The sequence below is a fragment of the Nocardia coffeae genome (assembly GCF_019890715.1).
Classification (GTDB): Bacteria; Actinomycetota; Actinomycetes; order Mycobacteriales; family Mycobacteriaceae; genus Nocardia; species Nocardia jiangxiensis.
In genome coordinates, this window is the sequence record NZ_JAINZY010000005.1 from 162,173 (window position 1) to 187,280 (window position 25,108).

At 68.3% G+C, this 25,108-nt stretch carries 19 protein-coding genes; 10 read left to right on the top strand and 9 right to left on the bottom strand.

Annotation, left to right across the window (positions count from 1 at the left end; translation table 11 throughout):
• Window positions 1-1,322 precede the first annotated feature (1,322 nt).
• Together K7711_RS20425 and K7711_RS20430 are read right to left on the bottom strand one after the other, a co-directional pair.
• Window positions 1,323-3,887: a DUF6049 family protein gene (locus tag K7711_RS20425; protein WP_235747506.1), complete on the bottom strand. Its 2,565-nt coding sequence runs from the start codon at window positions 3,885-3,887 to the stop codon at window positions 1,323-1,325.
• Window positions 3,888-3,909: 22 nt separating this feature from the next.
• Window positions 3,910-4,446 carry an NUDIX hydrolase gene (locus K7711_RS20430; RefSeq protein WP_063713138.1) on the bottom strand — a complete coding sequence of 179 codons (537 nt, stop codon included), beginning with the start codon at window positions 4,444-4,446 and terminating at the stop codon, window positions 3,910-3,912.
• 492 nt (window positions 4,447-4,938) lie between these two features.
• On the opposite strand from K7711_RS20430, the gene K7711_RS20435 reads away from it, so the two are divergent.
• Complete coding sequence (locus tag K7711_RS20435) at window positions 4,939-5,754, top strand: SDR family NAD(P)-dependent oxidoreductase (RefSeq protein WP_235747507.1); 816 nt, start codon at window positions 4,939-4,941, stop codon at window positions 5,752-5,754.
• Between the two features lie 175 nt (window positions 5,755-5,929).
• Window positions 5,930-7,345: a CCA tRNA nucleotidyltransferase gene (locus tag K7711_RS20440; protein ID WP_372460174.1), complete on the top strand. Its 1,416-nt coding sequence runs from the start codon at window positions 5,930-5,932 to the stop codon at window positions 7,343-7,345.
• Window positions 7,346-7,384: 39 nt separating this feature from the next.
• Here K7711_RS20440 and K7711_RS20445 read toward each other — a convergent pair whose 3' ends face one another.
• Window positions 7,385-8,200 carry a hypothetical protein gene (locus K7711_RS20445; RefSeq protein ID WP_040829266.1) on the bottom strand — a complete coding sequence of 272 codons (816 nt, stop codon included), beginning with the start codon at window positions 8,198-8,200 and terminating at the stop codon, window positions 7,385-7,387.
• A gap of 139 nt (window positions 8,201-8,339) precedes the next feature.
• Between K7711_RS20445 and K7711_RS20450 the strand changes: the two genes are divergently transcribed.
• The 4 genes from K7711_RS20450 (at window position 8,340) to K7711_RS20465 (ending at window position 11,755) form a co-directional block, all read left to right on the top strand.
• Window positions 8,340-8,738, top strand: a complete 399-nt coding sequence (locus tag K7711_RS20450; RefSeq protein WP_222971036.1) for a TOBE domain-containing protein — start codon at window positions 8,340-8,342, stop codon at window positions 8,736-8,738.
• On the top strand, window positions 8,735-9,502 hold the full coding sequence (modA, locus tag K7711_RS20455; RefSeq protein ID WP_222971037.1) for a molybdate ABC transporter substrate-binding protein: 768 nt from the start codon (window positions 8,735-8,737) through the stop codon (window positions 9,500-9,502). Before K7711_RS20450 ends, modA begins: the two co-directional genes overlap by 4 nt.
• A gap of 184 nt (window positions 9,503-9,686) precedes the next feature.
• Window positions 9,687-10,628 (top strand): ABC transporter permease, encoded by a 942-nt coding sequence (locus tag K7711_RS20460; RefSeq protein ID WP_222971038.1) that lies wholly within the window; start codon window positions 9,687-9,689, stop codon window positions 10,626-10,628.
• On the top strand, window positions 10,625-11,755 hold the full coding sequence (locus K7711_RS20465) for a sulfate/molybdate ABC transporter ATP-binding protein (protein ID WP_222971039.1): 1,131 nt from the start codon (window positions 10,625-10,627) through the stop codon (window positions 11,753-11,755). Before K7711_RS20460 ends, K7711_RS20465 begins: the two co-directional genes overlap by 4 nt.
• Here K7711_RS20465 and K7711_RS20470 read toward each other — a convergent pair whose 3' ends face one another.
• Window positions 11,756-13,375: a glycoside hydrolase family 183 protein gene (locus K7711_RS20470; protein ID WP_372460167.1), complete on the bottom strand. Its 1,620-nt coding sequence runs from the start codon at window positions 13,373-13,375 to the stop codon at window positions 11,756-11,758.
• A gap of 159 nt (window positions 13,376-13,534) precedes the next feature.
• Window positions 13,535-14,926, bottom strand: a complete 1,392-nt coding sequence (locus K7711_RS20475; protein WP_372460168.1) for an MFS transporter — start codon at window positions 14,924-14,926, stop codon at window positions 13,535-13,537.
• A 189-nt stretch (window positions 14,927-15,115) separates the two neighbouring features.
• On the opposite strand from K7711_RS20475, the gene K7711_RS20480 reads away from it, so the two are divergent.
• The 4 genes from K7711_RS20480 to K7711_RS20495 all read left to right on the top strand — a co-directional run bounded on the left by K7711_RS20480 (window position 15,116) and on the right by K7711_RS20495 (window position 20,592).
• Window positions 15,116-15,907 (top strand): pirin family protein, encoded by a 792-nt coding sequence (locus K7711_RS20480; RefSeq protein ID WP_222971040.1) that lies wholly within the window; start codon window positions 15,116-15,118, stop codon window positions 15,905-15,907.
• Between the two features lie 13 nt (window positions 15,908-15,920).
• Entirely contained in the window at window positions 15,921-16,448 is a 528-nt protein-coding gene (locus tag K7711_RS20485; protein WP_222971041.1) for a DUF4190 domain-containing protein, read from the top strand.
• A 55-nt stretch (window positions 16,449-16,503) separates the two neighbouring features.
• Window positions 16,504-18,486 carry a M13 family metallopeptidase gene (locus K7711_RS20490; protein ID WP_308014849.1) on the top strand — a complete coding sequence of 661 codons (1,983 nt, stop codon included), beginning with the start codon at window positions 16,504-16,506 and terminating at the stop codon, window positions 18,484-18,486.
• 87 nt (window positions 18,487-18,573) lie between these two features.
• Complete coding sequence (locus K7711_RS20495; protein ID WP_222971042.1) at window positions 18,574-20,592, top strand: M13 family metallopeptidase; 2,019 nt, start codon at window positions 18,574-18,576, stop codon at window positions 20,590-20,592.
• On the opposite strand, the gene K7711_RS20500 is transcribed toward K7711_RS20495, so the two are convergent.
• From K7711_RS20500 to K7711_RS20515, 4 genes are all read right to left on the bottom strand, one after another.
• The gene (locus K7711_RS20500) at window positions 20,593-21,939 is read right to left on the bottom strand and encodes an ABC transporter substrate-binding protein (protein WP_308014850.1); all 1,347 of its coding nucleotides are present in this window, start codon (window positions 21,937-21,939) and stop codon (window positions 20,593-20,595) included.
• A 19-nt stretch (window positions 21,940-21,958) separates the two neighbouring features.
• On the bottom strand, window positions 21,959-22,750 hold the full coding sequence (locus K7711_RS20505) for a carbohydrate ABC transporter permease (protein WP_222971298.1): 792 nt from the start codon (window positions 22,748-22,750) through the stop codon (window positions 21,959-21,961).
• Between the two features lie 53 nt (window positions 22,751-22,803).
• Window positions 22,804-23,733: a carbohydrate ABC transporter permease gene (locus K7711_RS20510; RefSeq protein WP_222971299.1), complete on the bottom strand. Its 930-nt coding sequence runs from the start codon at window positions 23,731-23,733 to the stop codon at window positions 22,804-22,806.
• 392 nt (window positions 23,734-24,125) lie between these two features.
• Entirely contained in the window at window positions 24,126-25,055 is a 930-nt protein-coding gene (locus tag K7711_RS20515; protein ID WP_308014851.1) for a L,D-transpeptidase, read from the bottom strand.
• Between the last annotated feature and the right edge of the window lie 53 nt (window positions 25,056-25,108).

A 25,108-nucleotide genomic window follows, 5' to 3' on the forward strand; every position in this document is an offset into this window, starting at 1 on the left:
GTTGACCGGAGGCGGTCCGGCGACCCCGCTGTCCCCTGTCCTCGGGTTCGCCGGACGGGGTCTGCCGGATCGGTCCGCTCGCCGGTGCGGGCGGTCTGCCCTGCGGCGGAACACGGCGGCGCGCACCGGTGGGCGGCTGCTGGTCCGGCCGGATCGGACCGGAAGGCGGCTGGTCCTGGGCTGTCCGGCGGACCGGTCCACCCCGTGTCCGGCGGGTGGCTCCGGTCGGCGGTCCGGGTTCGTCGGTCCGGCGGTCCGGGGGCGTCTGTCGCATGGACCCGGTGGGCGGACGCCGGTCCGGACCGGCCGGGCGAGTCCGGCGGCCGGTTTCGTCCGGGGGCGTCTGGTCCGGGCCGCCCGGAGGCACTCGACGCATGGTCCCGCTGGGCGGGCGTTGGTCCGGTCCGCCTCGGCGAGTCCGGCGGCCGGTTTCGTCCGGAGGCGTCTGGTCCGATCCGGCCGGCGGCACGCGGCGCATGGTTCCGCTCGGCGGTTGTCGATCGGGTACCGGCGGGCGCGCCTGTCGTGCGGCGTCGTCCTGGGGCCGCTGATCGGGTTCGCCCCGAGGCACCCGGCGCATGGTTCCGCTGGGTGGACGCTGGTCGGGTCCGGCCGGGCGCGGGCGGCGCGGGGGCTCGCCGGGGGGTGTCTGGTCGGGGCCGGCGGGAGGTACTCGCCGGACGGTTCCGCTGGGCGGCATGTCGGGTTCGCCCGGCGAGACCCGTCGCATGGTTCCGCTCGGCGGCCGCTGATCGGGGGCGTTCGGGGGTACTCGTCGCGGCGTCCCGCTCGGGGGCATCTGGTCCGGTGGCGGTACCCGGCGCATGGTTCCGCTGGGCGGACGCTGGTCCGGACCGGGTGGCATGCGGTCCGGCGGAGGACGGCGGTCCGCACCGTTCGGCGGGGACTGACGCATGGTTCCGCTCGGCGGCATCCGGTCGGCGGTCCGGCGGTCCGGCGGGACGCCTCGTACGGCTCCGCCCGGCGGCGCCTGTTCCGGTCCGCGCGGATCGGCCTGCGATACCTGGGGAATGGGTCCGGTCAGCGGCACCCGCAGCGGCGGGGACTGCGGCTGCGGCGGCTCCGGCTCGCCGAACTGGTCCGGCGTGGCGGCCCCCCGCTCCCACGGCGCGACAGGTGGTCGTCGCCGGGACGAATCGTCTCCGGCCGGATCCAGGTGGCGAGGGTCGTCGTATTCACTCATCGGACCCCCGGCGCCGGGCGGCCGGGCCCGGACGCGTCGGCGAACTCACCCGGGCACGACGGGACACCCCGAGCGGTCGTGCCGTGTCCGGCCCCGTCCGCTCGATCGCTGTACTGGATCATGGTGTCTCCTGTCGCTGCAGGACCCGCGTCCGCGCGCGCAGGTACCTGTTCAGCCTGCGTCGCTTCCCCGGGTCCAACCCCTCGTCGGCCGGATCGGGCTGTCCCCGGAAGCGCCGCCACAAGCGGCGACCGGCCAACAGGAACAGCAGTGCACCGGCACATGCGGTAATTATCGCCAACGCTGAACCGTATGCGTTGGACCGTACCTTGACCGAGGTGGCGTTGCCGAGCGCGATGCCGTCGGGTGTGGTAATGGAGATCGGAATCGTCAGACTTCGGCTGTCGCTGACTTTCGTCGGGATCTGGAACGACCGGGTGCCCTCCGCGGGGATGGTCTGTTCGCCGATATCGGTGATGTCGGTCCCGGACGGGACGCCGATCTTGAACCGGATCCGGGCCGCGACGGGCAGTTCGTTCCGCGCGACCAGCAGCAGCGGACTCTGCTCCGACGCCAGCGTGTAGACCCCGCCCGGGGGCAGCACGGTGACCGATCGGAACAGTCCGTCCAGAGCGGTGGTGGTCTGGTCGAGACGGCGTTGCGCGGCGGTATCGGCCTGCGAACCGGTGCTGGTGCGATCGGACAGCGACAACGTCCGCACCAGATCGTCCCGCAGCGGGGTCACGAAGGTCTGCGGGGTCGGCTCCTGTTGTGGCACCTCGACCAGGGTGTTCGTCAGATCGGTGATCCGCCCGGCCTGCTGCTGAATCGGCGCGACGAAACTATCGGGCACCGCGCCCGACGACGCGCCGGACGGATGACTCACCTCGTACGGGTGCGAATCCGCTTGGACGGCAAGCAGATCCTGGAACGACCGCGGCGTCGCCAGACCGCTGTGCACCAGCGTCTGCAACTGGGTCAGCAGTGTGGCGGCCTCGTCCCGGTTGGCGCTCCACTGCTGCGGTGGCATGAGCAGCTGCGAACGGGGCCGATTCGGCTGCGGACTGAGCGCGGTCCACGACATCGCGCCGAGCGCGTCCTGCAGACGTGCGGTCCGCGAATCCTTGGCCACGTCGTAACGCACGTTCTCGGGTGTGAACGCGGGCGTCGGCGGATTGGAGCCGACCGCGGCCAGCGCCGTGGCGGGCCAGATGTCGAAGGTGGACACCTTCATCCCCGGATCGGGCGTGGAGGTCCCGTTCGACGGCGCGGCGGGCGGTGTCGGACCGGGCAGTCGAACGGTCGCGGGGGTCGCGGTGCTCGAACTCGCCGACACCGTCGTCGCGCTGTGCGTCGAGGAACCGGAGCTGCTCGAGGTGCCGGTCGTCCCGGCGGGCGCGACGGCGTTGTCGGCCAACACCGCGGAGGTGAAACCGTGCTGGCCGAGCATCGTCGCCGCATCGGAGTCGATACTGCCGGACTCGGGCAGGCTCACCCCGTGCACCGACCGCATCGACAGGATCTGGTCGACCAGATCGGTCGGCGAGGAGATCGCGCGGGAGGTCAATGCGGAATCGTGCACGGCGGCCAGGGCGGACAGATCGACCTGCGCGAACGGCAGGCTGACGGTGCACATCGTCGGCGCCAGCGCGCGCAACCGATTCAGCCACGCCTTCGCGGCATCGGTGCCGGTGCCGTCGCGAGTCGGGCCGTCCGGATCGGACGGACTGGCCAGCACCCGATATCCGTTGGTCATATCCGACACGGTGAGCAGCAGGTCGGGATCCACCGCCAGACACAGCGCACTGGCGACATTGGCCGAGGTCCCGGCCGAATCGGGGTGCACCGCCGATTCCAGCGCGCCCAACAGCTGATCCAGGCGTCCGCCGGTGGCCAGCTCACCGGCCAGTTCGTCATCGGTCAGCAGTGCCTTGCCGTTCACCGATCCCGGGATTCCGGCCACCAGTCGCGGCCGGTCGGCCAGCGGCCACAGCATGGTCGTCGCGACGGGTGCGTCGGTCGGGGCCGAAACAGATTGTGCGGACTTCTGATCCGAATCACCCGCCGGCGAGGGCAGGCCCAGCACCGGGAGCAGGAAACGTGCGTCGTCCAAGCGGGCCTGACCGCCGTACGCGGGCGTCCCGTTGACGTTCAGCAGCAGCGGATACACCCCCGGACCGGGGATATCCAGCGACGCGGTGACCGGCGCACTTCCCGGCGTGCCTTTACTACCGGCCCGAACGCCCACCCGCAGCGTGAACTGCTTGCGCTGCCCGGGACCCAGCCGATTCGCCACATCCACGAACGGCGTGGCGACCGGATAACTGGACTGATCCAGCCGCAGCGCCGAACGCAGCCCGCGCGGATCGGTGATCGCACCGGCGCGCTGGGTTCGGATCTCGATGTCGTCCACCATGCGATCACCGATATTGGTGACCGTCCCGGTGATGGTCACCACCGAATCACTGCTGGTGGTGACCGTGTTCGGCGACACCGAGTCGAGCGTGAGCTTGAGGAACTTCGGCGTCGAGGAGGAATCGCCGACCCCCGACGGCTCCGCGGCCGCCGGGCCGGTCAGACCGAGGCTCAGCACCCCGAGGACCAGGACGGCGAGGATCGCCGCCCAGCGGTGTCGAGACAGTGTGCGCGCCCGCGCCTGCGGGGCGTCCATGAGCTGACTCATTGACGCCTCCGACCCGCATGCGTCATTGTTTGCCGTTCTCCATCCGGTCGATCAGGCGGTTCGCGACCTCCGCCAGCCGGCGCTCATCGGCGTACGCCAGCCGGGAATCCAGGTCGGTGAGCGGAACCCAGGCAACCTGGGTGACTTCTATATCGGCGTCCGAGAGCTCGCCGCCGACCGAGCGCATCAAATAGTGGTGCACCGTCTTGTGTACCCGGCGCCCCTCGGTGACGAACCAGTAATCGATGCTGCCGAGCTCGGCGACGACCAGACCGTTGATGCCGGTTTCCTCGGCCACCTCGCGCACCGCGGTCTGTTCGGCGGTCTCGCCCTGTTCGATATGTCCCTTCGGCAGCGACCACAGCAGCCGCCCGCGCCGGTCGGTACGACCGATCAGGGCGGCGCAGCGTTTATCGCGGGGCCCGTCCAGCCCGTCCACGACCAGGCCGCCCGCGGACGTTTCGCGGACAGTGCGCATCCTCGGTTTGGCCGCATTACCGGCCGAACCGCGGCGCCGGGGTTGGCGGCGTCGACTGTTCGCGCGATCGGCCGGAGACACCCGGTCAGTCTAGCTGTGCTGAATCTTTGGCCTCCGCTTCGCTCCGGCGGGTTTGCGGCCCCTCAGGCTCGCCGTTGAGCGGCCGGCGCTTGCTCCTTCGTCGCGTACGCGCCGACCGCTCAACGGCGAGCCGGCCGCAAACCGTTGTGGGTGCGTGTGTCGGGCGGTGTTGTGAGTGGTGTTGTGGCAGTGGACCTGTTGTGGGCGCAGGTTGTTGTCGTGGCTGTGTGGCGTGTACGGACGGGGTGGAATCGGGTGGGTGTGAGTCGGTGTCGTGGCTGAGGATCGTGCGTGCGCAGCTTGGTGTCGTGACTGTCTCGGCCGCCGACCTGGTGACGTGACCGCTGTGTTCGTGGCCACAACGCGTCGGTGCTGACGCAGGCCGCTTGCTGGCGCGTCAGCTCGTGCGGATGGTGCGGTGCCGGGAATTCCCGGTGGTGGGAGGAAGGTGGACGGGGTTGTTTCCCGTCGCGTCATGAGAGGAGGGGCGCCATGTCGTCCCGTCCCACTGTCCACCCGGCCGCTCCGGTCGACGGCGTTCGTGCGATGAGGGGTGTGCTGGTCACGGGCGCGTCCCGGGGGATCGGGCGGGCGATCGCCGCGGCGTTCGCCGAGCAGGGTGACCGGGTGGCGGTCCAGTACGCCAGCCGACGCTCGGACGCCGAGGAGACGTTGCGGCAGTTGCCCGGCGACGGGCACACGCTGATCGAGGGTGATCTCGGCGAGCCGGGTACCGGCGAACGGATCGTGGGCGAGGCGGTGACGGCGCTCGGGGGCATCGATGTCCTGATCAACAACGCGGCCGTGGCCCCGGCGGACAGCACTCGCCATCCGGTCGCCGACGTGTCGCTGCACGCTTGGCAGCAGATCTGGCGACGCATGATGGACGTCAACGTGCTGGGGACGGCCGAGGTGACCTGGGCGGTGGCCCGGCACCTCATCGACCGCGGCGTCGGCGGGAGCATCGTGAACGTCGGATCGCGCGGTGCGTTCTGCGGCGAACCGGACTTTCCCGCCTATGGAGCGAGCAAGGCCGCCCTGCACGCCTTCGGGCAGTCGATGGCCCTGGCGCTGGCGCCACACGACATCGTCGTGACGTCGGTGGCCCCGGGATTCGTCGCCACCGAACGGCAGACCGCCAAACTGGCCGGTCCGGATGGTGATCGGATCCGCGACCAGAGCCCGTTCGGGCGCGTGGGCACCCCGCAGGAGATCGCCGCGGCCGTCCGTTTTCTCGCGTCACCGGCCGCGGCCTGGGCCTCGGGCACCATCGTCGACCTCAACGGCGCTTCGTACCTGCGCAGCTGAAAGACTCCCCCGACCGACTCCTGTACCCCTTCTCTTTCGTCGGTTGTCCGCCGTCTCGATGCTGCGGATGGGGTCGCGGGTTCTCCGGTCAGTAAGCTGCGTGGCTGTGGTTTCGCCGAAGTCCGAGGATGTAGCAGTGCCGGTCCCGCTGTCGCCGGAGGATCGGCGTACGAGATTGCTTGCCTCGGCGGCCATCACGCTGGGGCGGGTGTCCGATGTGCTGACCCCGCTCGGGGAGATGTTCGCCGCGCACGGGCATCAGCTGTACCTGGTGGGCGGCAGTGTGCGCGACGCGGTGCTCGGACGGCTGGGCACCGACCTGGACTTCACCACCGACGCGCGGCCGCAGGTCGTGCAGCAGATCGTGCGCGGGTGGGCCGACAACCTCTGGGACACGGGCGGTTTGGCGTTCGGCACGGTCAGCGCGTCCAAGTCGGGATGGCAGCTGGAGATCACCACGTTCCGCAGCGACAGCTACGACCGGGTCTCCCGCAATCCCGAGGTGACCTTCGGCGACACGCTCGAAGGCGATCTCGTCCGACGCGATTTCACCGTCAACGCGATGGCCGTGCGGATCGGCGCGGACGGCGCGCTCGAATTCGTCGATCCGCTCGACGGCATGTCCGCGCTGCTGGCCGGTGTGCTCGATACCCCTGCCGCACCGGAGGATTCGTTCAACGACGATCCGCTGCGGATGTTGCGCGGTGCGCGATTCGTCGCCCAGCTCGGCTTCGAACTCGCACCGCGGGTGCGCACCGCGACGGCGATGATGGCCGACGAGATCGGCCGGATCACCGCGGAACGGGTGCGTACCGAGCTGGACAAGCTGATCGCCGGGGAACACCCGACCGAGGGCATCGACATCATGTGCGAGACCGGGCTGGCCGAGCGGGTCCTGCCCGAGGTGCCCGCGATGAAACTCGAGATCGACGAGCACCACCAGCACAAGGACGTCTACCAGCATTCGCTGACGGTGCTGCGCCAGGCCATCGACCAGGAACAGGGCGATCCCGACCTGGTGCTGCGCTGGGCGGCGCTGCTGCACGACATCGGCAAACCGCCGACCAAACGCAACGAGGCGGGCGGCGGGGTGAGCTTCCACCATCACGAGGTGGTCGGCGCCAAGATGGTGCGAAAGCGGATGCGCGCCTTGAAGTATCCGAAGCAGTTCACCGAGGACGTGGCCCGTCTGGTCTACCTGCACCTGCGTTTCCACGGCTACGGCAAGGGGCAGTGGACCGATTCGGCGGTGCGCCGCTACGTCACCGACGGCGGCGAACTGCTGCCGCGTCTGCACAAACTGGTCCGCGCGGACTGCACCACCCGCAACAAGCGCCGCGCCGCCGCACTGCGCGCCACCTACGACGATCTCGAGGCGCGCATCGAACGCCTGCAGGAGCAGGAGGATCTGGCGCGGGTGCGCCCGGATCTGGACGGCAACGCCATCATGGAGCTGCTCGGCCTGGAACCGGGACCGCAGGTCGGCCGGGCCTGGCGATTCCTGAAGGAGTTGCGGCTGGACCGCGGTCCGATGACGCGCGAGGAGGCCGAGTCGGCGCTGCGGGAGTGGTGGAGCGCGGGCGGGCAGTAGGGCTCGCGTCCTTGCGCGAGCTCGCTGGAAGGTGACTCGCTAGAAGATGATCAGCGTCGTGCCCGCGACGATGGCTGAGCGCATCTGCGCCAGATCGAACGATCCGATGATCTCGGGCACGTCCACGTGGAATCGCACCAGCTCACCGTCGCGTTCCGCGCTCCGCACCGAAAGCTGCTTCGGCAGGTCGCTCAGCGGTATCGGGGTCACGGCGAACGCTCGCCGCGGGATTCGCACACCCATCCAGCTCGCCTGCCGGACCTGGACGGTGAGCAGATCGTTGGTCACCGACGCATCCACCAGCGCCTGAATGCGCAGCCGCCGATGTCGCGCGGTGATCAGCCCGCCGGCGCCCACGCCCAGCTCCCAGTCCAGCTGCCAGGTGTTCAGCCAGCCGATCAGCGCGGCGGTGGTGATGGTGCCGGTGATGTCCAGATGGGTGCTGCGCACCTTCGTCGGCACACCCGGAATCAGCCGCACACCGTGCGCGACGACGGTCATCCGCTCGATCGGATGACGGTTCCAGCGCAGCCCGCGCAGCATGGCCCTGGTCTCGAAATGCGCGCCGCGGCGGCGGGCTTCGAGGGATTCCAGGGTGGCGGTCATATCGCTGCCGAGCAGTGTCGCGCTGATCACCTGACCGCCGAACCGGCTCAGGATCCCCTCGCTCAGCAGCGTCATCAGCACATCGGGCAGTAGTGCGGTGACCGCGCCCGCGCCCAGGTCGGCGACCGGATCGAGCCAGGCGGTGGTGAACGAACTCCACTGTTCCAACCAGCCCGGATCCAGCAGCCGCCTACCGAGTCCGACGGCCCGCAACGGCGACCAGGATCTCGGATCGAAATAGGTGGCCATGATTGCTCCGAGCGTACTGGCAGGCGGTGACATCCGGGGGTGCGGTTCGGTTACACCTACTGTGTTCGCCGCGAATTCATCCGCAGATTCGGACGATCGGCCATTGTTTCCACCGAATCTGCGGAACTATCCTTCACTGATGCCCGACCTGCGGATTCGTGACGCCGCCGAACTGCTCGGTGTCAGCGACGACACCGTGCGCCGGTGGATCGATACCGGCGCACTGGACGCACACAAGGACGCGTCCGGTCGTCTGGTGATCGACGGCAGGGATCTGGCGGCATGGGCGGTCGCGCAGGCGCGGCCGCCGCAGGTGACGCTGGGCGGGGCCAGCTCGGCCCGCAACCGGTTTCCCGGACTGGTCACCAAGGTGGTGGCCGACGGGGTGATGGCACAGGTGGAGATGCAATGCGGGCCGTTCACGGTGATATCCCTGATGAGCAGCGAGTCGGTGCGGAGGCTGGGGCTCGAGCCCGGCAGCGTCGCGGTGGCCAGCGTGAAGGCGACCACGGTGGTGGTCGAAACGCCGTCGGCATGAGGTACGCGCGCCGGGCGGGCGTGGTGATCACGGCCGCGGCGCTGGGTGCGGCGCTGGCGGGCTGTGGTTCGAGCAGTTCGGGCGGTTCGACGACCACGGTGACCGTGTTCGCGGCGGCCTCGCTCAATCACGTCTTCGCGGATCTGGGCAAGAAGTTCGAGTCCGAACATCCGAACACCAAGGTGAGCTTCTCCTTCGCCGGATCCTCGGATCTGGCCGCGCAGCTCAACCAGGGCGCGCCCGCGGACGTGTTCGCCTCCGCGGACACCGCGAACATGCAGAAGGTGGTGAAGACCAAGCGGATCACCGAGCAGCCGCGGAACTTCGCGACCAACGTGCTGACCATCGTCACACCGCCCGGCAACCCGAAACATGTTGCGACCCTGGCGGACCTGGCCAATCCCGACCTGAAGGTCGTGGTCTGCGCACCGCAGGTGCCGTGTGGTTCGGCGACCAAGAAGGTCGAGGCCGCCTCGCACGTCACGCTGACCCCGGTCAGTGAGGAATCCGACGTCACCGATGTGCTGGCCAAGGTCACCTCCGGTGACGCCGATGCCGGACTGGTCTACGTCACCGACGCGTCCAGCGCGGGAAACAAGGTCACCACCGTCTCCTTCCCCGAATCCTCCGGTGCGGTCAACACCTATCCCATTGCCGCAGTTGCCGATTCGAAGCACGCCGAGCTGGCGAAACAGTTCGACGAGCTGGTCACCGGCCCCGACGGGCGCGCGGCCCTGGCGAAGGCCGGATTCGGCGCACCGTGATCGTCGGCGGACAGCGTCGTTCGGCGGCCGGACCATCCCGCGCCGCGGCGATGAATGACGCTGTCCCCCGCGCCCTGACGCGGAGCAGGCAGGGACATGGTTCGACGGCGCTGCGCCCCGGTGCGGTGTCGTGGTCCGGGACCCGCACGGCCGGTACCGAGCCGACCTCGGGTGAGGGATGTCCATGAGTGGTGACGATTCGGTGAGGGTTCCGGAGCCGACTGCCGCGGGTGTCGGTGCGCGGGAAGGACATACGAGGGTCGGCCCGGTGCAGCGTGGCCTGCGAGTCCTGGTGCGGGGGCCCGGGCCCGGGGTGCCGCGGTGGTTGCTGGTTCCGGCGTTGCTGGGGTTCGCGTTCGTGATCGGGCCGTTGGTGGCGTTGACGGGGGCGGTGGAGTGGCCGCACTTCGGGGAGTTGGTGACCTCGCAGGCGTCGCGGGATGCGTTGTGGCTGAGTCTGAAGACGGCGCTGGCCAGTACCCTGGTGTGCGTCGTGCTGGGGGTGCCGATGGCGGTGCTGCTGGCCCGGGTGCGGTGGCAGATTCTGCCGGTGTTGCGGGCGATGGTGTTGCTGCCCTTGGTGTTACCGCCGGTCGTCGGCGGGTTGTCGCTGCTGTATCTGTTCGGGCGGTACGGGCTGCTGGGCAGGCATCTCGAGGCGATGGGCGTCGAGATCGCCTTCAGTACAACGGCTGTCGTCCTCGCGCAGTCCTTCGTGGCGCTGCCGTTCCTGGTGATCACGTTGGAGGGGGCGATGCGCACCTCCGGTGAGCGGTACGAGCGGATCGCGGCCACGCTCGGGGCCGCGCCGACGACCGTGTGGCGGCGAATCACGCTGCCGCTGTTGCGACCCGCGCTCATTTCCGGCTCGGTACTCGCCTTCGCTCGCGCGCTGGGCGAATTCGGCGCGACCCTCACCTTCGCGGGCAGCCTGCAGGGTCGCACCCGCACTCTGCCCTTGGAGATCTACCTGCAGCGCGAGAACGATCCCGGCGCCGCCGTCGCGCTGTCGCTGCTGCTGGTGCTCATGGCCGTACTCATCGTGCTGGTCGCCTACCGCCGCGTCGGCGTTCCGGAAGGCCGCGAATGGGCAGCGGGCCTGTGGCGTTGGGGCGGGCGCGCATGAACGACGCTGATGGGCTCGAGGTTTCGGTTCGGCTGGCGCAGCGCGGACTGGACGTGGAACTCCAGGTCGCGCCGGGTGAGGTGCTGGCCGTGCTGGGGCCCAATGGTGCGGGCAAGTCGACGTTGCTGGAAATCGTTGCGGGACTGGTGCGGCCGGATACGGGACATGTCCGGCTGGGTGGTCGGTCGCTGACCGATATCGGTGCGGGGGTTGCGGTTCCGGCGCATCGGCGGCAGGTGTCGTTGCTGGCCCAGGACGCGCTGCTGTTTCCGCACCTGACGGCGACGGCGAATGTGGCGTTCGGGCCGCGCAGTCGCGGAATGCGTTCGCGGGCCGCCGCGGCGGTGGCGCGGGAGTGGTTGCGCGCGGTCGATGCGATCGAATTCGCCGGGCGGCGGCCGGGAGAGCTGTCCGGCGGCCAGGCACAACGGGTGGCGCTGGCTCGGGCGCTGGCCGTGGAGCCGCGCGTCGTGCTGCTGGACGAGCCGATGGCCGCACTCGACGTGGCCGCCGCACCCGCGATGCGCATCCTGCTGCGTCGCGCCCTGCGCGATGCCGAAATGTCCTCTAGGCGAGCAGGTCCCGCACCCAGCGCGATCCTGGTCACCCACGACATCGTCGACGCGCTGACGCTCGCCGATCGCGTCCTGGTCGTCGAATCCGGGCATATCGTCGAGCAGGGTCCGGTCGCCGAGGTGCTGTCCCGGCCGCGCAGCGCCTTCGCCGCGCGCATCGCGGGCGTCGATCTCATGATCGGCACCGCGCAAGCGCCCGCATCCCTGGATGATTCGGGAATCGGCATCGTGCGCTGCGGTCCGGATACGATCCAGGGCCGCGCCCGAGCACCGTGGACGCCGGGCGTGCGGGCCGCGGCGGTCTTCTCCCCCGCCGCCGTCGCGGTCTATCGAGAACGTCCGGAGGGCAGTCCGCGCAACGTCTTTCGCGTCCGCATCGCCGAACTCACCGACCGTGGCGGCGTGATCCGGGTGCACGCCGCGGACCGGGCCGACGGCCCCGGAGTGGTCGCGGATCTGACCCCCGCGGCGGTCGCCGAACTGTCCCTGACCCCCGGCGAGGAGGTGTATTTCACCGTGAAAGCCGGTGAGGTACAGGTCTATCCGTGTTGATCACTTCCCCTTCGGCTGATTCAGCGTCGCGTGCATGAGGTACACGTTGTAGCTGTTCCAGGCCGAAATGGTGAAGTACAGATCCTTGCCCGTGGACCACGGATGGATGAAACCGCCGTAGGCCGTGGGATAGTCGTCGGTGTTCACCAGCGGCACACCGTCGGTCCAGGTGCCCTGCGGCTCCCGCGCGGTGCGCAGCACGATGGCGCGCCGCAGCGAATCGAGGTACACCATCTGCCACTGTTGGCTGGATTCGTCGTAGCGCACGGACAATTCGCCCGCGATGCCCGGAACCAGCGGGGTGGCCAGGTTCTCCTGCGCCGGGGCCCAGGTCCCGTTCACCCAGTACTGGTACGCGGATTTGTTGAGTACCTGGGCTTTCGGCACCCGCGCCAGTCCGATGACGCCGATGCGCCCGTTGGGCGTGCCGAACATGTAGACGTAGTCGCCGTGCGGCACCATCGTCGCGACCTGGAACCGGTCCACCCCGAACATGTTGTTCCACTTGGCATATTGGTCCTTGACCCAGGTCTTGCCGTCATCGTCGGAGTAGGCCAGCCCGCCGTCGTTGGTCCACCACATGCCGGGGATCTTGCTCCAGTGGTTCACCGACATGTAGCTCACGTACTGCCGCTTGCCCAGGGCGAATCCGGAGGTCGGGATGACGGTGGTCTCGAAGTTGACGATCTTGCGGCTGTCCAGCAGTTCCGCGGCGTGGCAGCGGCTGTCCTGCACCATGGTGTCTATCTTCAGACCCTCGGACAGATCGTGATTGCTGCTGTAGCCCAGCACATTGCTGCGCCAGTCCTGATCGTCGCCGCCCGCTCCGCCGCCGGTCCAGCCCTTGCCGAAGCTGTCGCCGAACAGGACCGCGACCTGTCCGGGCTTGGTCTGCCACATGATGCCCAGATCGGTGCCGTCGACCTGCCAGCGCATATCGGTGCGGTTGGCCGAGCCGTGACCGGTGACCTGGTCGACGAGATCCACCGAACTCACCGTCCGCGGCGCGGGCGGCGCGGCGACCGGACCGGGCGCGGCCGGATGCACCACCGTCGGCGGCGGCTTCTGCGGGGACGGCGCGGGACCGCCGGGCACCGGAATCGGAATCGGCTCGATATCGGGTTTGATCCGGATGTTGGGCAGGTTGAACTGCCCCGATCCGGTTCCGGACCCGGTGCCCGATCCGGTTCCGGAACCGGCTGCCGATCCGGAATTGGGTGCCGGGGCAGGATTTTCGGGTTTCGTCGCGGGCGGCGGCGGCTTGGGCGTATCGCGAACGTCCGGACACGGATTGCGGCACGGATCCTTCGGCAGCGGCGCGGGAGTGATCCGGGTGTTGTTCGGCGGCGGACCGGGCACCGGCACCGGCGTGATCTTCGGGACCGGCACCGGAATGTCGATGGTGGGCGGCAGCAGTGGCCCGGGTTTTGCGTGCGGATCGGGTTCACGCGCTCGCGGATCGAAACCTGTTTCCCCGCAGGAATTCTCGGGTGGCGGCTGCCAGGGCAACGGGGCCGACCGGGCCGGGGCGGGCACTACCAGCGCGCCGGTCAGCAGAACGCCGAACAGCGCGGATTTCGCCAGCAACCCTACGGCCTCTCTCGGTTCTGTTCCGGGCACGGGCCGTACCGCGATGACATCGCACAACGAAATCACTCGCTCGAGTGGAGCCGGGCACAGCCCGTTCAATCTAGCGGACCGAATCCTCGCATCGCAGGTCGAATCGCCCGCGGCCGCCGAAACGGGCTCGATTCGCCGGGAACCCGCAGATGAGCCGACTCACCGATCCGAGCGGACCGGGGACCTGGGACGAGCGGATCCGGCCATGATCACCGCGACCGCGACGATGCCCACCGCGTAGCAGGCCGATCCGGCCAGCACCACACCGATCGAGCGTCCGTCGATCGGGACGACCAGTGCCGCCGCGGCCACGGCCAGCACGAAGGCGATGTTGAATACCGTGTCCTGCAGGGCGAACACCTGGCCGCGGCGGGAGTCGTCGATATCGATCTGCATGGTGGCGTCGCCGGTGAGCTTGATCGTCTGCCCGGCCAGGCCGAGCAGGAACGCCCCGGCCAGCAGCAGCCGATGCGCGATGTCCGTGTTCGCGCCGTGCGTCACGGTGATGGGCGTGACCAGCGCTGTCTGCACCACCAACGCGGTGAGCAGACCCACCAGGACGGTGCGGGGCCGCCCGAGCCGGGGTATCACCAGCGGCGCGAGGACCGCAGCGAAAAGCATTCCGGCGGCGGTGGCCGCGATCGCCACGCCGAATCCGACCAGGCCGCGGCTGAGCGTGTCGCCGTCGTTCGCGGAGCGGCGCAGCACCAGGACCATGAGCAGGGTGTCCGCGCCGAAGACGATCCGGTGCACGCCGATGCCGATCATCGCGATCGTGCAGTGCGCGGATTCCAGAACCGCTCGCGCACCCGTGCGCAGTCCGGTCAGGATGGCCCGCACCGAACTCACCGCCCGGTCCGCCGCCGGACCCTCGTCGCCGGGGCCCAGCGTCCGCGGGGCGAATCGGGCCGCGCACACCGCGCCGATCACCGATCCGGCGGCGCTGGCCGCCACCGCGACAGCCCCGGCCAGGTTGCCCGCCCCGATCGCGCCGATGATCGCCACCGCCGCCGCGGCGCCGGCGGCCGCGCATCCGGAGGCCACCGTGGCCAGCACCGAATTCATCGGCACCAGCCATCGTGGTTCGAGCACATGCGGCAACGCCGCGGAGACGCCCGCCATCACGAATCGGCTCACGCCCACCACCGACAGGGCGAGCAGCAGCAGCGGCGTCTCGGCGATACCCGTCGCCAGAGCGAGGCTCGCCACGCCGATCAGTAAGGCGCGCAACACATTCGCCACGAGTAGCACTGCGCGCCGATCCCAGCGGTCCAGCAGGGCGCCGGCGTACGGCCCGATCACCGAATACGGCAGCAGCAGCACCGCGAATCCGGCCGCGATGGCCGGTGGATCGGTCTGCCGCTCCGGATTGAACAGAATCGCGCCCGACAGCGCGGCCTGGAACATCCCGTCGCCGAACTGCCCCGCGAACCGCACCGTCGACAGTCGTCGCAGGTCCGCACCCGAACGCCAGAGCAGGCGCAGCAGATCTCGCCGCGCGGCCGGTCGACCCGGTGTGGACGGAACGTCATCGGGGCTGGGGGCGGCCACCCCGCGAGGTTAGCCGATTGCGACGCCGGAGCCGATATCCCGGGTGGACGATGGGGCACAGCATATTTGCCGCATAATAGCTGGTACAGTGCGTGCCGGTGTGATCGCCGCGTCCACCGGGCGGATGCGGGCAATGTTGTGGCACGCTGGAACTGTCTTTTCGACGCCCGGCCCGAGAGGAGGACCACGGTGTCCACACTCACGACCCCCCACATCGATGTCCACCGCGGCGGCGACCGCATGAAAACCCGTGTGGCATGGCTGGATTCGAAGCATTCGTTCTCCTTCGGCGAGCATTACGATCCGGACAACACCCACCACGGGCTGCTGCTGGTCAACAACGAGGACGTGGTGCGCCCCGGGGAGGGTTTCGAGACCCATCCGCATCGGGACATGGAGATCGTGACCTGGGTGCTGCGCGGCTCTCTGGTCCATCAGGATTCGCTCGGGCACAGCGGCATCATCTATCCGGGCCTGGCGCAGCGGATGAGTGCGGGCACCGGAATCCTGCACTCGGAGAAGAACGATTCCTGGCATCTGCCCCCCGACCAGGGCGGCACGGCCGAGCACAGCGAGCCGGTGCATTTCGTGCAGATGTGGGTCGTGCCCGACGAGCCTGGTCTGGAGCCGGGCTATCAGCAGCTCGAGATCGATACCGAACTGGCCGCGGGCGGCCTGGTGACGGTGGCCTCCGGACTGCCGCGGTATCGCGATCGCACGGCCATCAAGATCAACAGCAGCCATTCGGCGCTGCACGTCGCGCGCCTGGGTCTGCCCGGTCAGCCGACCGCGGTGGATCTGCCCGAAGCGCCCTACCTACATCTGTTCATCGCCCACGGCGAGGTCGACATGGCCGGCACCGGCACCCTCTACGCGGGCGACGCGGTGCGGCTGACCCGCAGCGGCGGTCAGCGCATCACCGCGAATCTTCCTGCGGAGATCCTGGTGTGGGAGATGCACGCGCGCCTGGGTGGACAATGACGAGAGGACAGCCATGACGGAGTATCCCCCGCCCGGTCAGCAACCGCCGTCCTCGCCCGAGGGCGGCTATCGCTCGCCCGGCCAGTACCCGCCCCCGTCGAGCACGGGCGGTTATCCACCGCCGCCGCCGAGCGACTACCCGGCGCCACCCGGCGAGCCGTACCGGCCGCAGGGACAGGGCCGAGGGCTGGCGATCACCGCGCTCGTACTGGGCATTCTGGCGATTCTGAGCTGCCCGACGGTGCTGGGCGGTGTGCTGTTCGGACTTCTCGGACTGGTTTTCGGCATCATCGCGGTGGTCAAGGCCCGCCGGGGCACTGCGGGCGGCGGGGTCATGGCGTGGTTCGGCCTGTCCCTGGCGACCCTCGGCATCATCGCCGGGATCGTGATCGGCGTCGTGGAGGGTATGTGGATCGCCGACCACGGCGGTCGCACCTATCTGGACTGCACCAGGCAGGCGAACGGTGATCAGGCGAAGGTGCAGCAGTGCGCCGATCAGTTCCGCTCCAGCCTGGAGAACACTCCCACCCCGGCTCGCTGAGCGCCGCCGACGGCGTTTGCGGCGACCCCGGCCACGCATCGGCATACTGGACAGCGTGACTGCTGATCTGACGAGTTCCTCCGGCCTGGATCTGACCTATCGCGACGACGCCGTGCGGGCGCAGGACGACCTGTTCACGCACGTCAACGGGCAATGGCTGGAGACGTACGAGATTCCGGCGGACCGCGCGGTCGACGGCGCGTTCCGCACGCTCTACGACCAGGCCGAGCGGGATGTGCGCACGATCATCCAGACCGCGTCGGCCTCGGATGCCGCACCCGGAACCGATGAGCGCAAGATCGGCGACCTCTACACCAGTTTCCTGGACGAGGCCGCGGTCCAGGCGGCGGGACTGACCCCGATCGCCGCCGAACTGGACGCGGTGGCCGCCGTCACCGATCGCGCCGAATTCGCCGCGCTGCTGGGCAGGTTGCAACGCGTCGGCGTCGGCGGTGCGCTCGGGTTCTACGTCGACACCGACGACAAGAACTCCCAGCGTTATCTGGTGCACGCCAGTCAGGCCGGGATCGGGCTGCCCGACGAGTCGTACTACCGCAGTGACGATTACGCCGAGATCCGCACGAAGTACGTGCAGCACATCGGGCGGATGTTCGCGCTGGCCGGGCTGGACTTCGACGCGCAGCGGGTATTCGAGCTGGAAGCCGAGCTGGCCGCGGGGCATTGGGACGTGGTCCGTCGCCGCGACGCCGAATTGAGTTACAACCTCACCACTTTCGCCGATCTGGCCGCGGAGAATCCGGAATTCGACTGGGCGGGTTGGACCTCCGGCCTGGCCGAGGGCGTCTCGGCATCGGGTCCGGAGCTGTTCGCCGAGATCGTGGTGCGCCAGCCGGATTACGTGCGCACCTTCGCCCGGCTCTGGGCCTCGGAATCGCTGGCCGATTGGCAGGCGTGGGCGAGCTGGCGGGTATTGCGCGGTCGCGCACCGTATCTCACCGCCGAGATCGTCGAGGAGGCGTTCGACTTCAACGGCCGCACGCTCACCGGCACCCAGGAGAACCGGGAGCGGTGGAAGCGCGGCGTCTCGCTGGTCGAGGATCTGCTCGGCGAGGTGGTCGGCAAACTCTATGTCGCCCAGCACTTCCCGCCCGAGGCCAAGGCGCGCATGCAGGAGCTGGTGGCGAATCTGCAGGAGGCGTACCGGCGCAATATCGCCGAGCTCGAGTGGATGGGCCCCGACACCCGCGAGGCCGCACTGGCCAAGCTGGACAAGTTCACCCCGAAGATCGGCTATCCGGACCGCTGGCGGGACTACTCCGCCGTGGTCGTGGACCCGGCCGACCTGGTCGGCAACTACCGTCGCGGCTACGCCGCCGAGCACGACCGCGACCTGAACAAACTCGGCGGCCCGGTGGATCGCGACGAGTGGTTCATGACCCCGCAGACGGTCAACGCCTACTACAACCCGGGCATGAACGAGATCGTCTTCCCCGCGGCGATCCTGCAGCCGCCGTTCTTCGACATGAACGCCGACGACGCGGCCAATTACGGCGGTATCGGCGCGGTGATCGGTCACGAGATCGGTCACGGCTTCGACGATCAGGGCAGCAAATACGACGGCGACGGCAATATGGTCGACTGGTGGACCGATGCGGACCGGACCGAATTCGGTAAGCGCACCCGGGCCCTGATCGACCAGTACAACGAGTTCACCCCCAAGGGTCTGGCGGAGAACCACAAGGTCAACGGCGAGTTCACGATCGGCGAGAACATCGGCGATCTCGGTGGCCTCTCGATCGCCCTGGTGGCCTACCGGATCGCCCTGGGCCAGGCGCCCGCTCCGGTCATCGATGGGCTCACCGGTCTGCAGCGGGTGTTCTTCGGTTGGGCGCAGGTCTGGCGTACCAAGGCGCGCGACGAGGAGGCCATCCGCCGTCTGGCCATCGATCCGCACTCCCCCGCGGAGTTCCGGTGCAACGGCGTGGTTCGCAATCTGGACACCTTCCACGAGGCCTTCGAACTGCAGCCGGGTGATGCGCTGTACCTGGAACCCGCGCAGCGCGTTCGGATCTGGTAGTTCGCCCGCCCGCTCGCCGGTGGTCCCCGGCGGGCGGGCGGTCCGATTCGCCTGAATCGGTGGACCCGGCACGGCATACTGGTAGAGGTGACTGCCGAGCAGAGCCCTGTGTCAGGTATCGATCTGTCCCGCATCGACACTGCCGTGCGGCCGCAGGACGATCTGTACGGCTACGTGAACGGCGCCTGGCTGGACACCTGTGAGATCCCCGCGGACCGTGTGCATTCGGGTTCGGTCTCGGACCTGCGCGATCAGGCCGAACTGGATGTGCAGGCGATCATCATGGCCGCGGTCACCGCACCGGCCTCGGCGGGTGAGGAAGTGCGCCGCATCGCCGAGTTGTACTCGAGTTTCATGGATCTGGACGCGGTGGCCGACGCCGGTCTGCGGCCGATCGCCGGGGAACTCGCCGACATCGCCGCGACCACCGGCCGGTCCGAACTCGCGGCCCTGCTGGGCCGGTTGCAGCGGACCGGAGTGAGCGGCGCGGTGGAGATCTTCGTGAGCGGCGACAGTCACGACGCACGCCGGAATCTGGTTCACCTGACCCAGTCCGGCCTGGGCTTGCCCGACGAATCCTATTACCGCACAGCGGGATTCGCGGATATCTGCACAGCCTACGTCGAGCATGTCGACGCGATGTTCGCCCTGTTCGCCGCCGATCCGGCACTGCGGGCGTCGCTGCCGGAGCACCTGGACGGCGTCGGCAAGCGGATCTTCGAGCTCGAACGCGCTCTGGCCGCCGGACATTGGGACGTGGTGCGCCGCCGCGACGCCGAATCCTCCTACAACCTGCGCACATTCGACCAGCTCAGGGCCGAGTGCCCGGAATTCGACTGGTCGAGCTGGACTTCCGCCCTCACCGAAGGGGTCGGGCGGCCGGGGCCCGAGGTGCACGCCGAGGTGGTGGTGCGGCAGCCGGACTACCTGACCGCCTTCGCCCGGCTGTGGGCCGACACCCCGCTCGCGGACTGGCAGGCGTGGACGAGTTGGCAGGTGATCCGCAGGCGCGCACCGTATCTCACCGACGAGGTGGCCCACCGGCATTTCGAGTTCTACGGCCGCACTCTGACCGGAGCGCGGCAGATCCGGGATCGCTGGAAGCGTGGTGTGGCGCTGGTCCAGGAACTGCTGGGCGACGCGGTCGGGAAGATCTTCATCGCCGAGCACTTCGGGCCCGAGGCCCGGGTGAAGATGTCCGAGATGGTCACCCACCTGCGCGAGGCCTACCGGCGCAGCATCGCGGACCTGCCCTGGATGGGGCCGGACACCAAGGTCGCGGCGACGGCCAAACTGGAGAAGATCGTCGCCAAGATCGGCTATCCGGACAACTGGCGCGACTACTCCGACGTGCACATCGATCCGAACGATCTGGTCGGCAACTATCGGCGCGGATACGCTGCCGCACACGACTTCGCGCTGCGCAGGCTGGAGCGTCCGGTCGATCGCGCCGAATGGCTGACCACCCCGCAGACGGTCAACGCCTTCTACCACCGCGGCATGAACGCGATCACCTTCCCCGCGGGATATCTGCGCCCGCCCTACTTCGACCCGGCCGCCGACGACGCGGTGAACTACGGCGCGATCGGCGCGGTGATCGGCCACGAGATCGGGCACGCCTTCGACGATCAGGGCAGCACGCACGACGGCGACGGCACCATGGTGGACTGGTGGACCGCCGAGGACCGCGCCGAATTCCACCGGCGGACAAAGGCTCTGATCGATCAGTACGCGGTGCTCTCGCCGCGGGACCTGCCCGACGAGTACACCGTCAACGGCGAGTTCACGATCGGGGAGAACATCGGTGATCTGGGCGGGCTGTCGATCGCGATGAAGGCGTACCGGATCTCGCTGGCCGGCGCCGAACCCCCGGCCATCGACGGATTCACCGCCGGGCAGCGGTTCTTCATGGGCTGGGCCCGGATGCGTTGTGCGAAGGTGCGTCCCGAGGAGGCCATTCGACGCCTGACCGCGGATCCGCACGCACCCAACGAATTCCGCTGCAACGCCGTGGTCCGCAACATCGACGACTTCTACGAATCGTTCGACGTGCGTCCCGGCGATGAGCTGTACCTGGAACCCGAAGAGCGCGTGCGCATCTGGTGACTATTTCGGCAGTTTAGGTGCGACCTGCCGGGTGTAGATCCCGTGCATCTGATTCTGCACACTCGACATGACCGAGTGCACGTCCTGATTGCGCAGCCCGATCTGCTCGAGTCCGGTGCCGATGATCTGATCGGCGCCCGGCAGGAAAACGCGGCCGTAGTCCTGGGATTTCGTGAGCGGCAGCTGATTCAGCGCGGTCTGGAAATTCGGATTCTTCGCCAGGAAAGCCACCTCGGACGGATCCTGCTGCGCGGATTTGCGCACCGGGATGTATCCGGTGGACTGCGCGAACGTGGCCGTGTTGGCGGGATCGGTGATGAATTCGACGAACTTGAGCGCGTTCACCTTTCGCTCATCGGAAATACGTTCGGGAATGGCCAGTCCGGCCCCGCCGGTGGTGCAGCCGGGACCACTGGGATGCGGCAGGAAGTCCGTCGCGAAGGACAGTTTTCCCTTGGCGTTGGCATTGATACCGGCCAGGTCCCCGGTGGAGGTGATCGCCGAGGCGATGACCCCGGTGCCGAAATCGGTCGCCGCCTGCGGGCGAATGCTGGCGTACCGCTTGACGTTGATCATCTCGCGCAGCGCATTTCCCGCGGCGATCGTGGCCGGGTCGGTGAACTTCAGGTTCCAGCCATCGGAGTACGCGCCGCCGAAGGTCCACATCGGACCCTGGAACGTCCAGGACAGGTTGTTGGTCGCGTTGTACCACCCGTGCGCCCACTTGTTCGGGCCCAACACGCTCTGGATCTTCGGGCCCCACTCGTCGAATTCCTGCCACGACTGCGGACCCCGTTGCGGCAGACCGGCTTTTGCCCATACATCCTGGTTGTAGCAGAAGATCTGCGTCGACCGGGCATACGGCAGCGCGTAGTGCTTGCCCTGGAATTTGTAGTCGTTGACGAAGGTGTCCACGTAATCGTCCAGTCGCACACCGGCATCGCCGAAATACTGATCCAGCGGCGTGATCGCCTTGTTGATCGCGAAATTGAACCACCACACGTCCGAGAGCACGACGATATCGGGCAGCTGGCCGCCGATCAGTGCCGCGTTGAACTTCGTGGACACCTCCTCGTAGTCCTTGCCCGCGTCGACCAGGGTGACCCGCAGACCTGGATGCGCCGCCTGGAAGGCGTCGATCATCGCCAGTTCCCGGCGCTTGGACGTGCCCGGATGGTTCGACCAGAACGTGATGTTGTTCGGATCGCCGCCCTGCACCCCGCCGCCGCCCATGCCGGCGCAGGCCGCGGCCCCGGCCCCGGCCGCCGCCACGGACAGGCCCAGGAATCCGCGCCGGGACAACGCTCTGCGGGTTCCGGCGACGCTACGGGTGACAGCATCGGACACGGGATTCTCCTTCTCGGGCTCAACCTTTGATGGCACCGGAGGTCAGGCCCTTGATCATGTGCCGTTGCAGAACGAGGAACACCAGCAGGATCGGCACCATGGTCAGCAGGGTTCCGGCCATCACCGGACCCCAGTTCGTGACGCTGGGATTCTCGGTGTTCTGCAGCAGCGTCAGGCCGACCGGCAGGGTGGCCACCCGCGCATCGTCGGCCATCAGGAACGGCCACAGATATTCGTTCCACTCGTTGACCAGCGTAACCACCGCGAACGCGACCATGGTCGGCCCCGACATCGGCAGCACCACCCGCGTCAGCAGCGACCACCAGCCCGCGCCGTCCATCCGCGCGGCCTCGATCACCTCGGCGGGCAGGGACAGGAAGTGATTGCGCATCAGGAAGGTGCCGAATGCGACGCCGCAGAGCGGAAGGATGATGCCCAGGAAGGTATTTCGCCAGCCGAGCTGGGCGATGATGGCGTAGTTCGAGATCACCGTGATCTGATTCGGCACCATCAGCGCCGCGATGATCACCAGGAACACCAGGTTCTTGCCCGGGAACCGCAGGAACACCAGCCCGTACGCGCTGATGATGCCGAGCACGAATTTCACCGCCGAGATGATCGCGGTGATGATCAGCGAATTGCGCAGGAACTGCCAGAACGGCAGCGTGGTCGTCGCCTCGCGGTAGTTCTCCGGATGCCAGCTGTGCGGCCAGTACACCGCGGGCGCGGTGTAGATGTCCGGGCGCGCCTTGAACGAGGTGATCACGATCCAGAACAGCGGCACCCCGACGATGATCAGCACGCACACCATCGCGGCGTAACCCAGCAGCGTGGCCGCGAGTTTGCGGCGCTGGTACGTGGCGTTCACTGCTCTCCCCGATCCATGACCCGGACCTGCACCAGCGTGATGATCAGCAGCACCACGAACATGATGGTGGCGACCGTCGCGCCGTAGCCGGCCCGGAAGTTGCGGAAGGATTCCAGGTAGACCTGGTAGACCATGGTCGTGGTGCCGGTGCCCAGCGGTCCGCCGCGGGTCATCACGTTGATGATGTCGAACACCTGCAGCGAGTTGAGCATGACCGTGATCGACAGGAAGAACGTCGTCGGACGCAACTGCGGCAACAGGATTCGACTGAACCTGGTCCACGCGCCCGCGCCGTCGATCCGGGCGGCCTCCATCAGATCCGCTCTGGTCCCCTGCAGTGCGGCCAGATAGATGACGAAGCTGTAGCCGAGGTTCTTCCAGATGTAGGTCACCGTCACCATGAACAGCGCCCAGTGCGAATTCTGGTAGAAGTCAGGAACATTCGTGACACCGAGCCGGTGCAGCACGTCCTGGATCAGGCCGAAGCTGGGATCGAAGATGAACTGGAACGCCACCCCGATCGCCGCGCCGGAGATCACGAACGGCGCGAAGATCACCGAGCGAACCATGTTGCGCCCGAACAGCTTCCGATCCAGCAGCAGTGCCAGTGCCAGTCCCAGCAGCATACTTCCGGCGACCGCGGCGACGGTGAAGATCACCGTATTGCCCACGATCTGCCAGGAATCGCTGCGCCCCCACCACTCTCGGTAGTTCTCCAACCCGATGTAGTGCGCCAGCGGATCGGCCAGATTCCAGTCGGTGAACGACAGCCGGATGTCGTCGATCAGCGGCCGGTAGACGAACACCCCCAGCAGCGCCAGATTCGGCACCACCAGAACCAGGAACAACGCGTAGTCACTCCACGGCCGCCCGCGCAGCCCGCGCCCCCGGGCCTGCGGCAGCACCCGTTCCGGACTCGCCCGCACCGCGCCGCCACGACGAGTGCGGCTGAGCACTCGACCGATCCCGCCCATCCCCCTGTGTGCGGGCTCAGCGGAGGCCGAACCCTCCCCCTGCGGCAAAACGGACATGCGCCGAATCGTAAAGGCGCACACCCCGCTCCAACAGCAAATCGACGATGAATATCAGGGGGGTTTCGGGTGCGCCGATGCATGTGTCGTACGTCATCGAGCGGCGGTAGGTCGAACACGGGGAGGTGCCAACCGATTTCGGGAGCACATGGGTAACTCCCCGGGAACGCCCGAAAGTACTTCCGCACTCGACCGTCGGCCCGACGTCCGAGCCTCCCCGCGCTCAACGGCACGCTGAAGTCGCGGGGAGGCGGTACGGCGTCGCGGGGAGGCGGACGAGCTTACCTTCAGTCCCAGTCGCCCATGCCGTCGCTGTGGCTGGCGGCGCCGGTGGAGTTCTTCACCACGACCGGGTCGCCCTTCTGGGCGTTGTCGAAGAACCACTTGGCGTCGGCCGTGCTGACGTTGAGGCAGCCGTGGCTGGCGTCGGAGTTGCCCTGCTGGGCCACCGACCACGGGGCGGCGTGCAGGAAGATGCCGTTGCTGGCCAGCCGGGTGGCGTACTCGACCGGGGTCTTGTAGCCCTCGGGCGAGGTGTTCGGCACGCCGAAGGTGGCCGAGTCCATGATCATCTTGCGGTTCTTCTCACCCACGTAGTAGGTGCCGTTGGGCGTCTCGTGGCCCTTCTTGCCCATCGAGGTCGCCATGGTCTTCACGACCTGGCCGTTCTTGGTGATGGTGATCTGGTGGGTGGCGTCGTCGGCGGTGGTGATCACCTCGTCGCCGGTCTTGTACGCGACGTGGATGTTTCCGGCCTGGACGGTGATCTCGTCGTGGGCGGGCCAGAAGTTCTCCGGCCGCCAGCGCACCTGCTTGTCGCCGTACCAGTAGAAGTGGCCCTTCACCGGCGTCGAGGAGGTGATCCGAATGGCCTTCTCCGCGGCGGCGTGATCGGTGACCGGCGCCTTGAAGTTCACGAAGATCGGCTCGGCCACGCCGACGACGTCGCCGTCACCGGGGCTCAGGCTGGGAGCGGCGAAGTTGGCCTGCGGCATCGGCGGCGGGCTCTTCATCGGCGCTGCGCCCGGTTCGGGCTGCGGGCTCTGCATCAGGGCGGGTGCGCCCGGCACATCGGGGCCGCCGGGCCACAGCGGCGACGCGGCCGCAGGGGCCACGGCGAGCGCTCCGGCGGCGCTGACCGCCAGGGCTAGGACGCCGATCCGCGTGCCCCGTGTTGCCTTGTCCCGTGCGGGCTTCCGACAGGTGGTGGTGCGCAAAGCCGTACGTCCTCTCAATCATCAACTCACGCGCGAAGATGCGCGGAAGATCT

Bases quoted from the DNA above. Each gene is read 5' to 3' on its own strand.
- modA (WP_222971037.1), top strand. From the start codon at position 8,735: ATGAGGTACGCGCGCCGGGCGGGCGTGGTGATCACGGCCGCGGCGCTG.
- K7711_RS20450 (WP_222971036.1), top strand. From the start codon at position 8,340: ATGCCCGACCTGCGGATTCGTGACGCCGCCGAACTGCTCGGTGTCAGC.
- K7711_RS20465 (WP_222971039.1), top strand. From the start codon at position 10,625: ATGAACGACGCTGATGGGCTCGAGGTTTCGGTTCGGCTGGCGCAGCGC.
- K7711_RS20425 (WP_235747506.1), bottom strand. From the start codon at position 3,887: ATGAGTCAGCTCATGGACGCCCCGCAGGCGCGGGCGCGCACACTGTCT.
- K7711_RS20505 (WP_222971298.1), bottom strand. From the start codon at position 22,750: ATGGTGTGCGTGCTGATCATCGTCGGGGTGCCGCTGTTCTGGATCGTG.
- K7711_RS20435 (WP_235747507.1), top strand. From the start codon at position 4,939: ATGTCGTCCCGTCCCACTGTCCACCCGGCCGCTCCGGTCGACGGCGTT.
- K7711_RS20460 (WP_222971038.1), top strand. From the start codon at position 9,687: ATGAGTGGTGACGATTCGGTGAGGGTTCCGGAGCCGACTGCCGCGGGT.
- K7711_RS20445 (WP_040829266.1), bottom strand. From the start codon at position 8,200: ATGGCCACCTATTTCGATCCGAGATCCTGGTCGCCGTTGCGGGCCGTC.
- K7711_RS20485 (WP_222971041.1), top strand. From the start codon at position 15,921: ATGACGGAGTATCCCCCGCCCGGTCAGCAACCGCCGTCCTCGCCCGAG.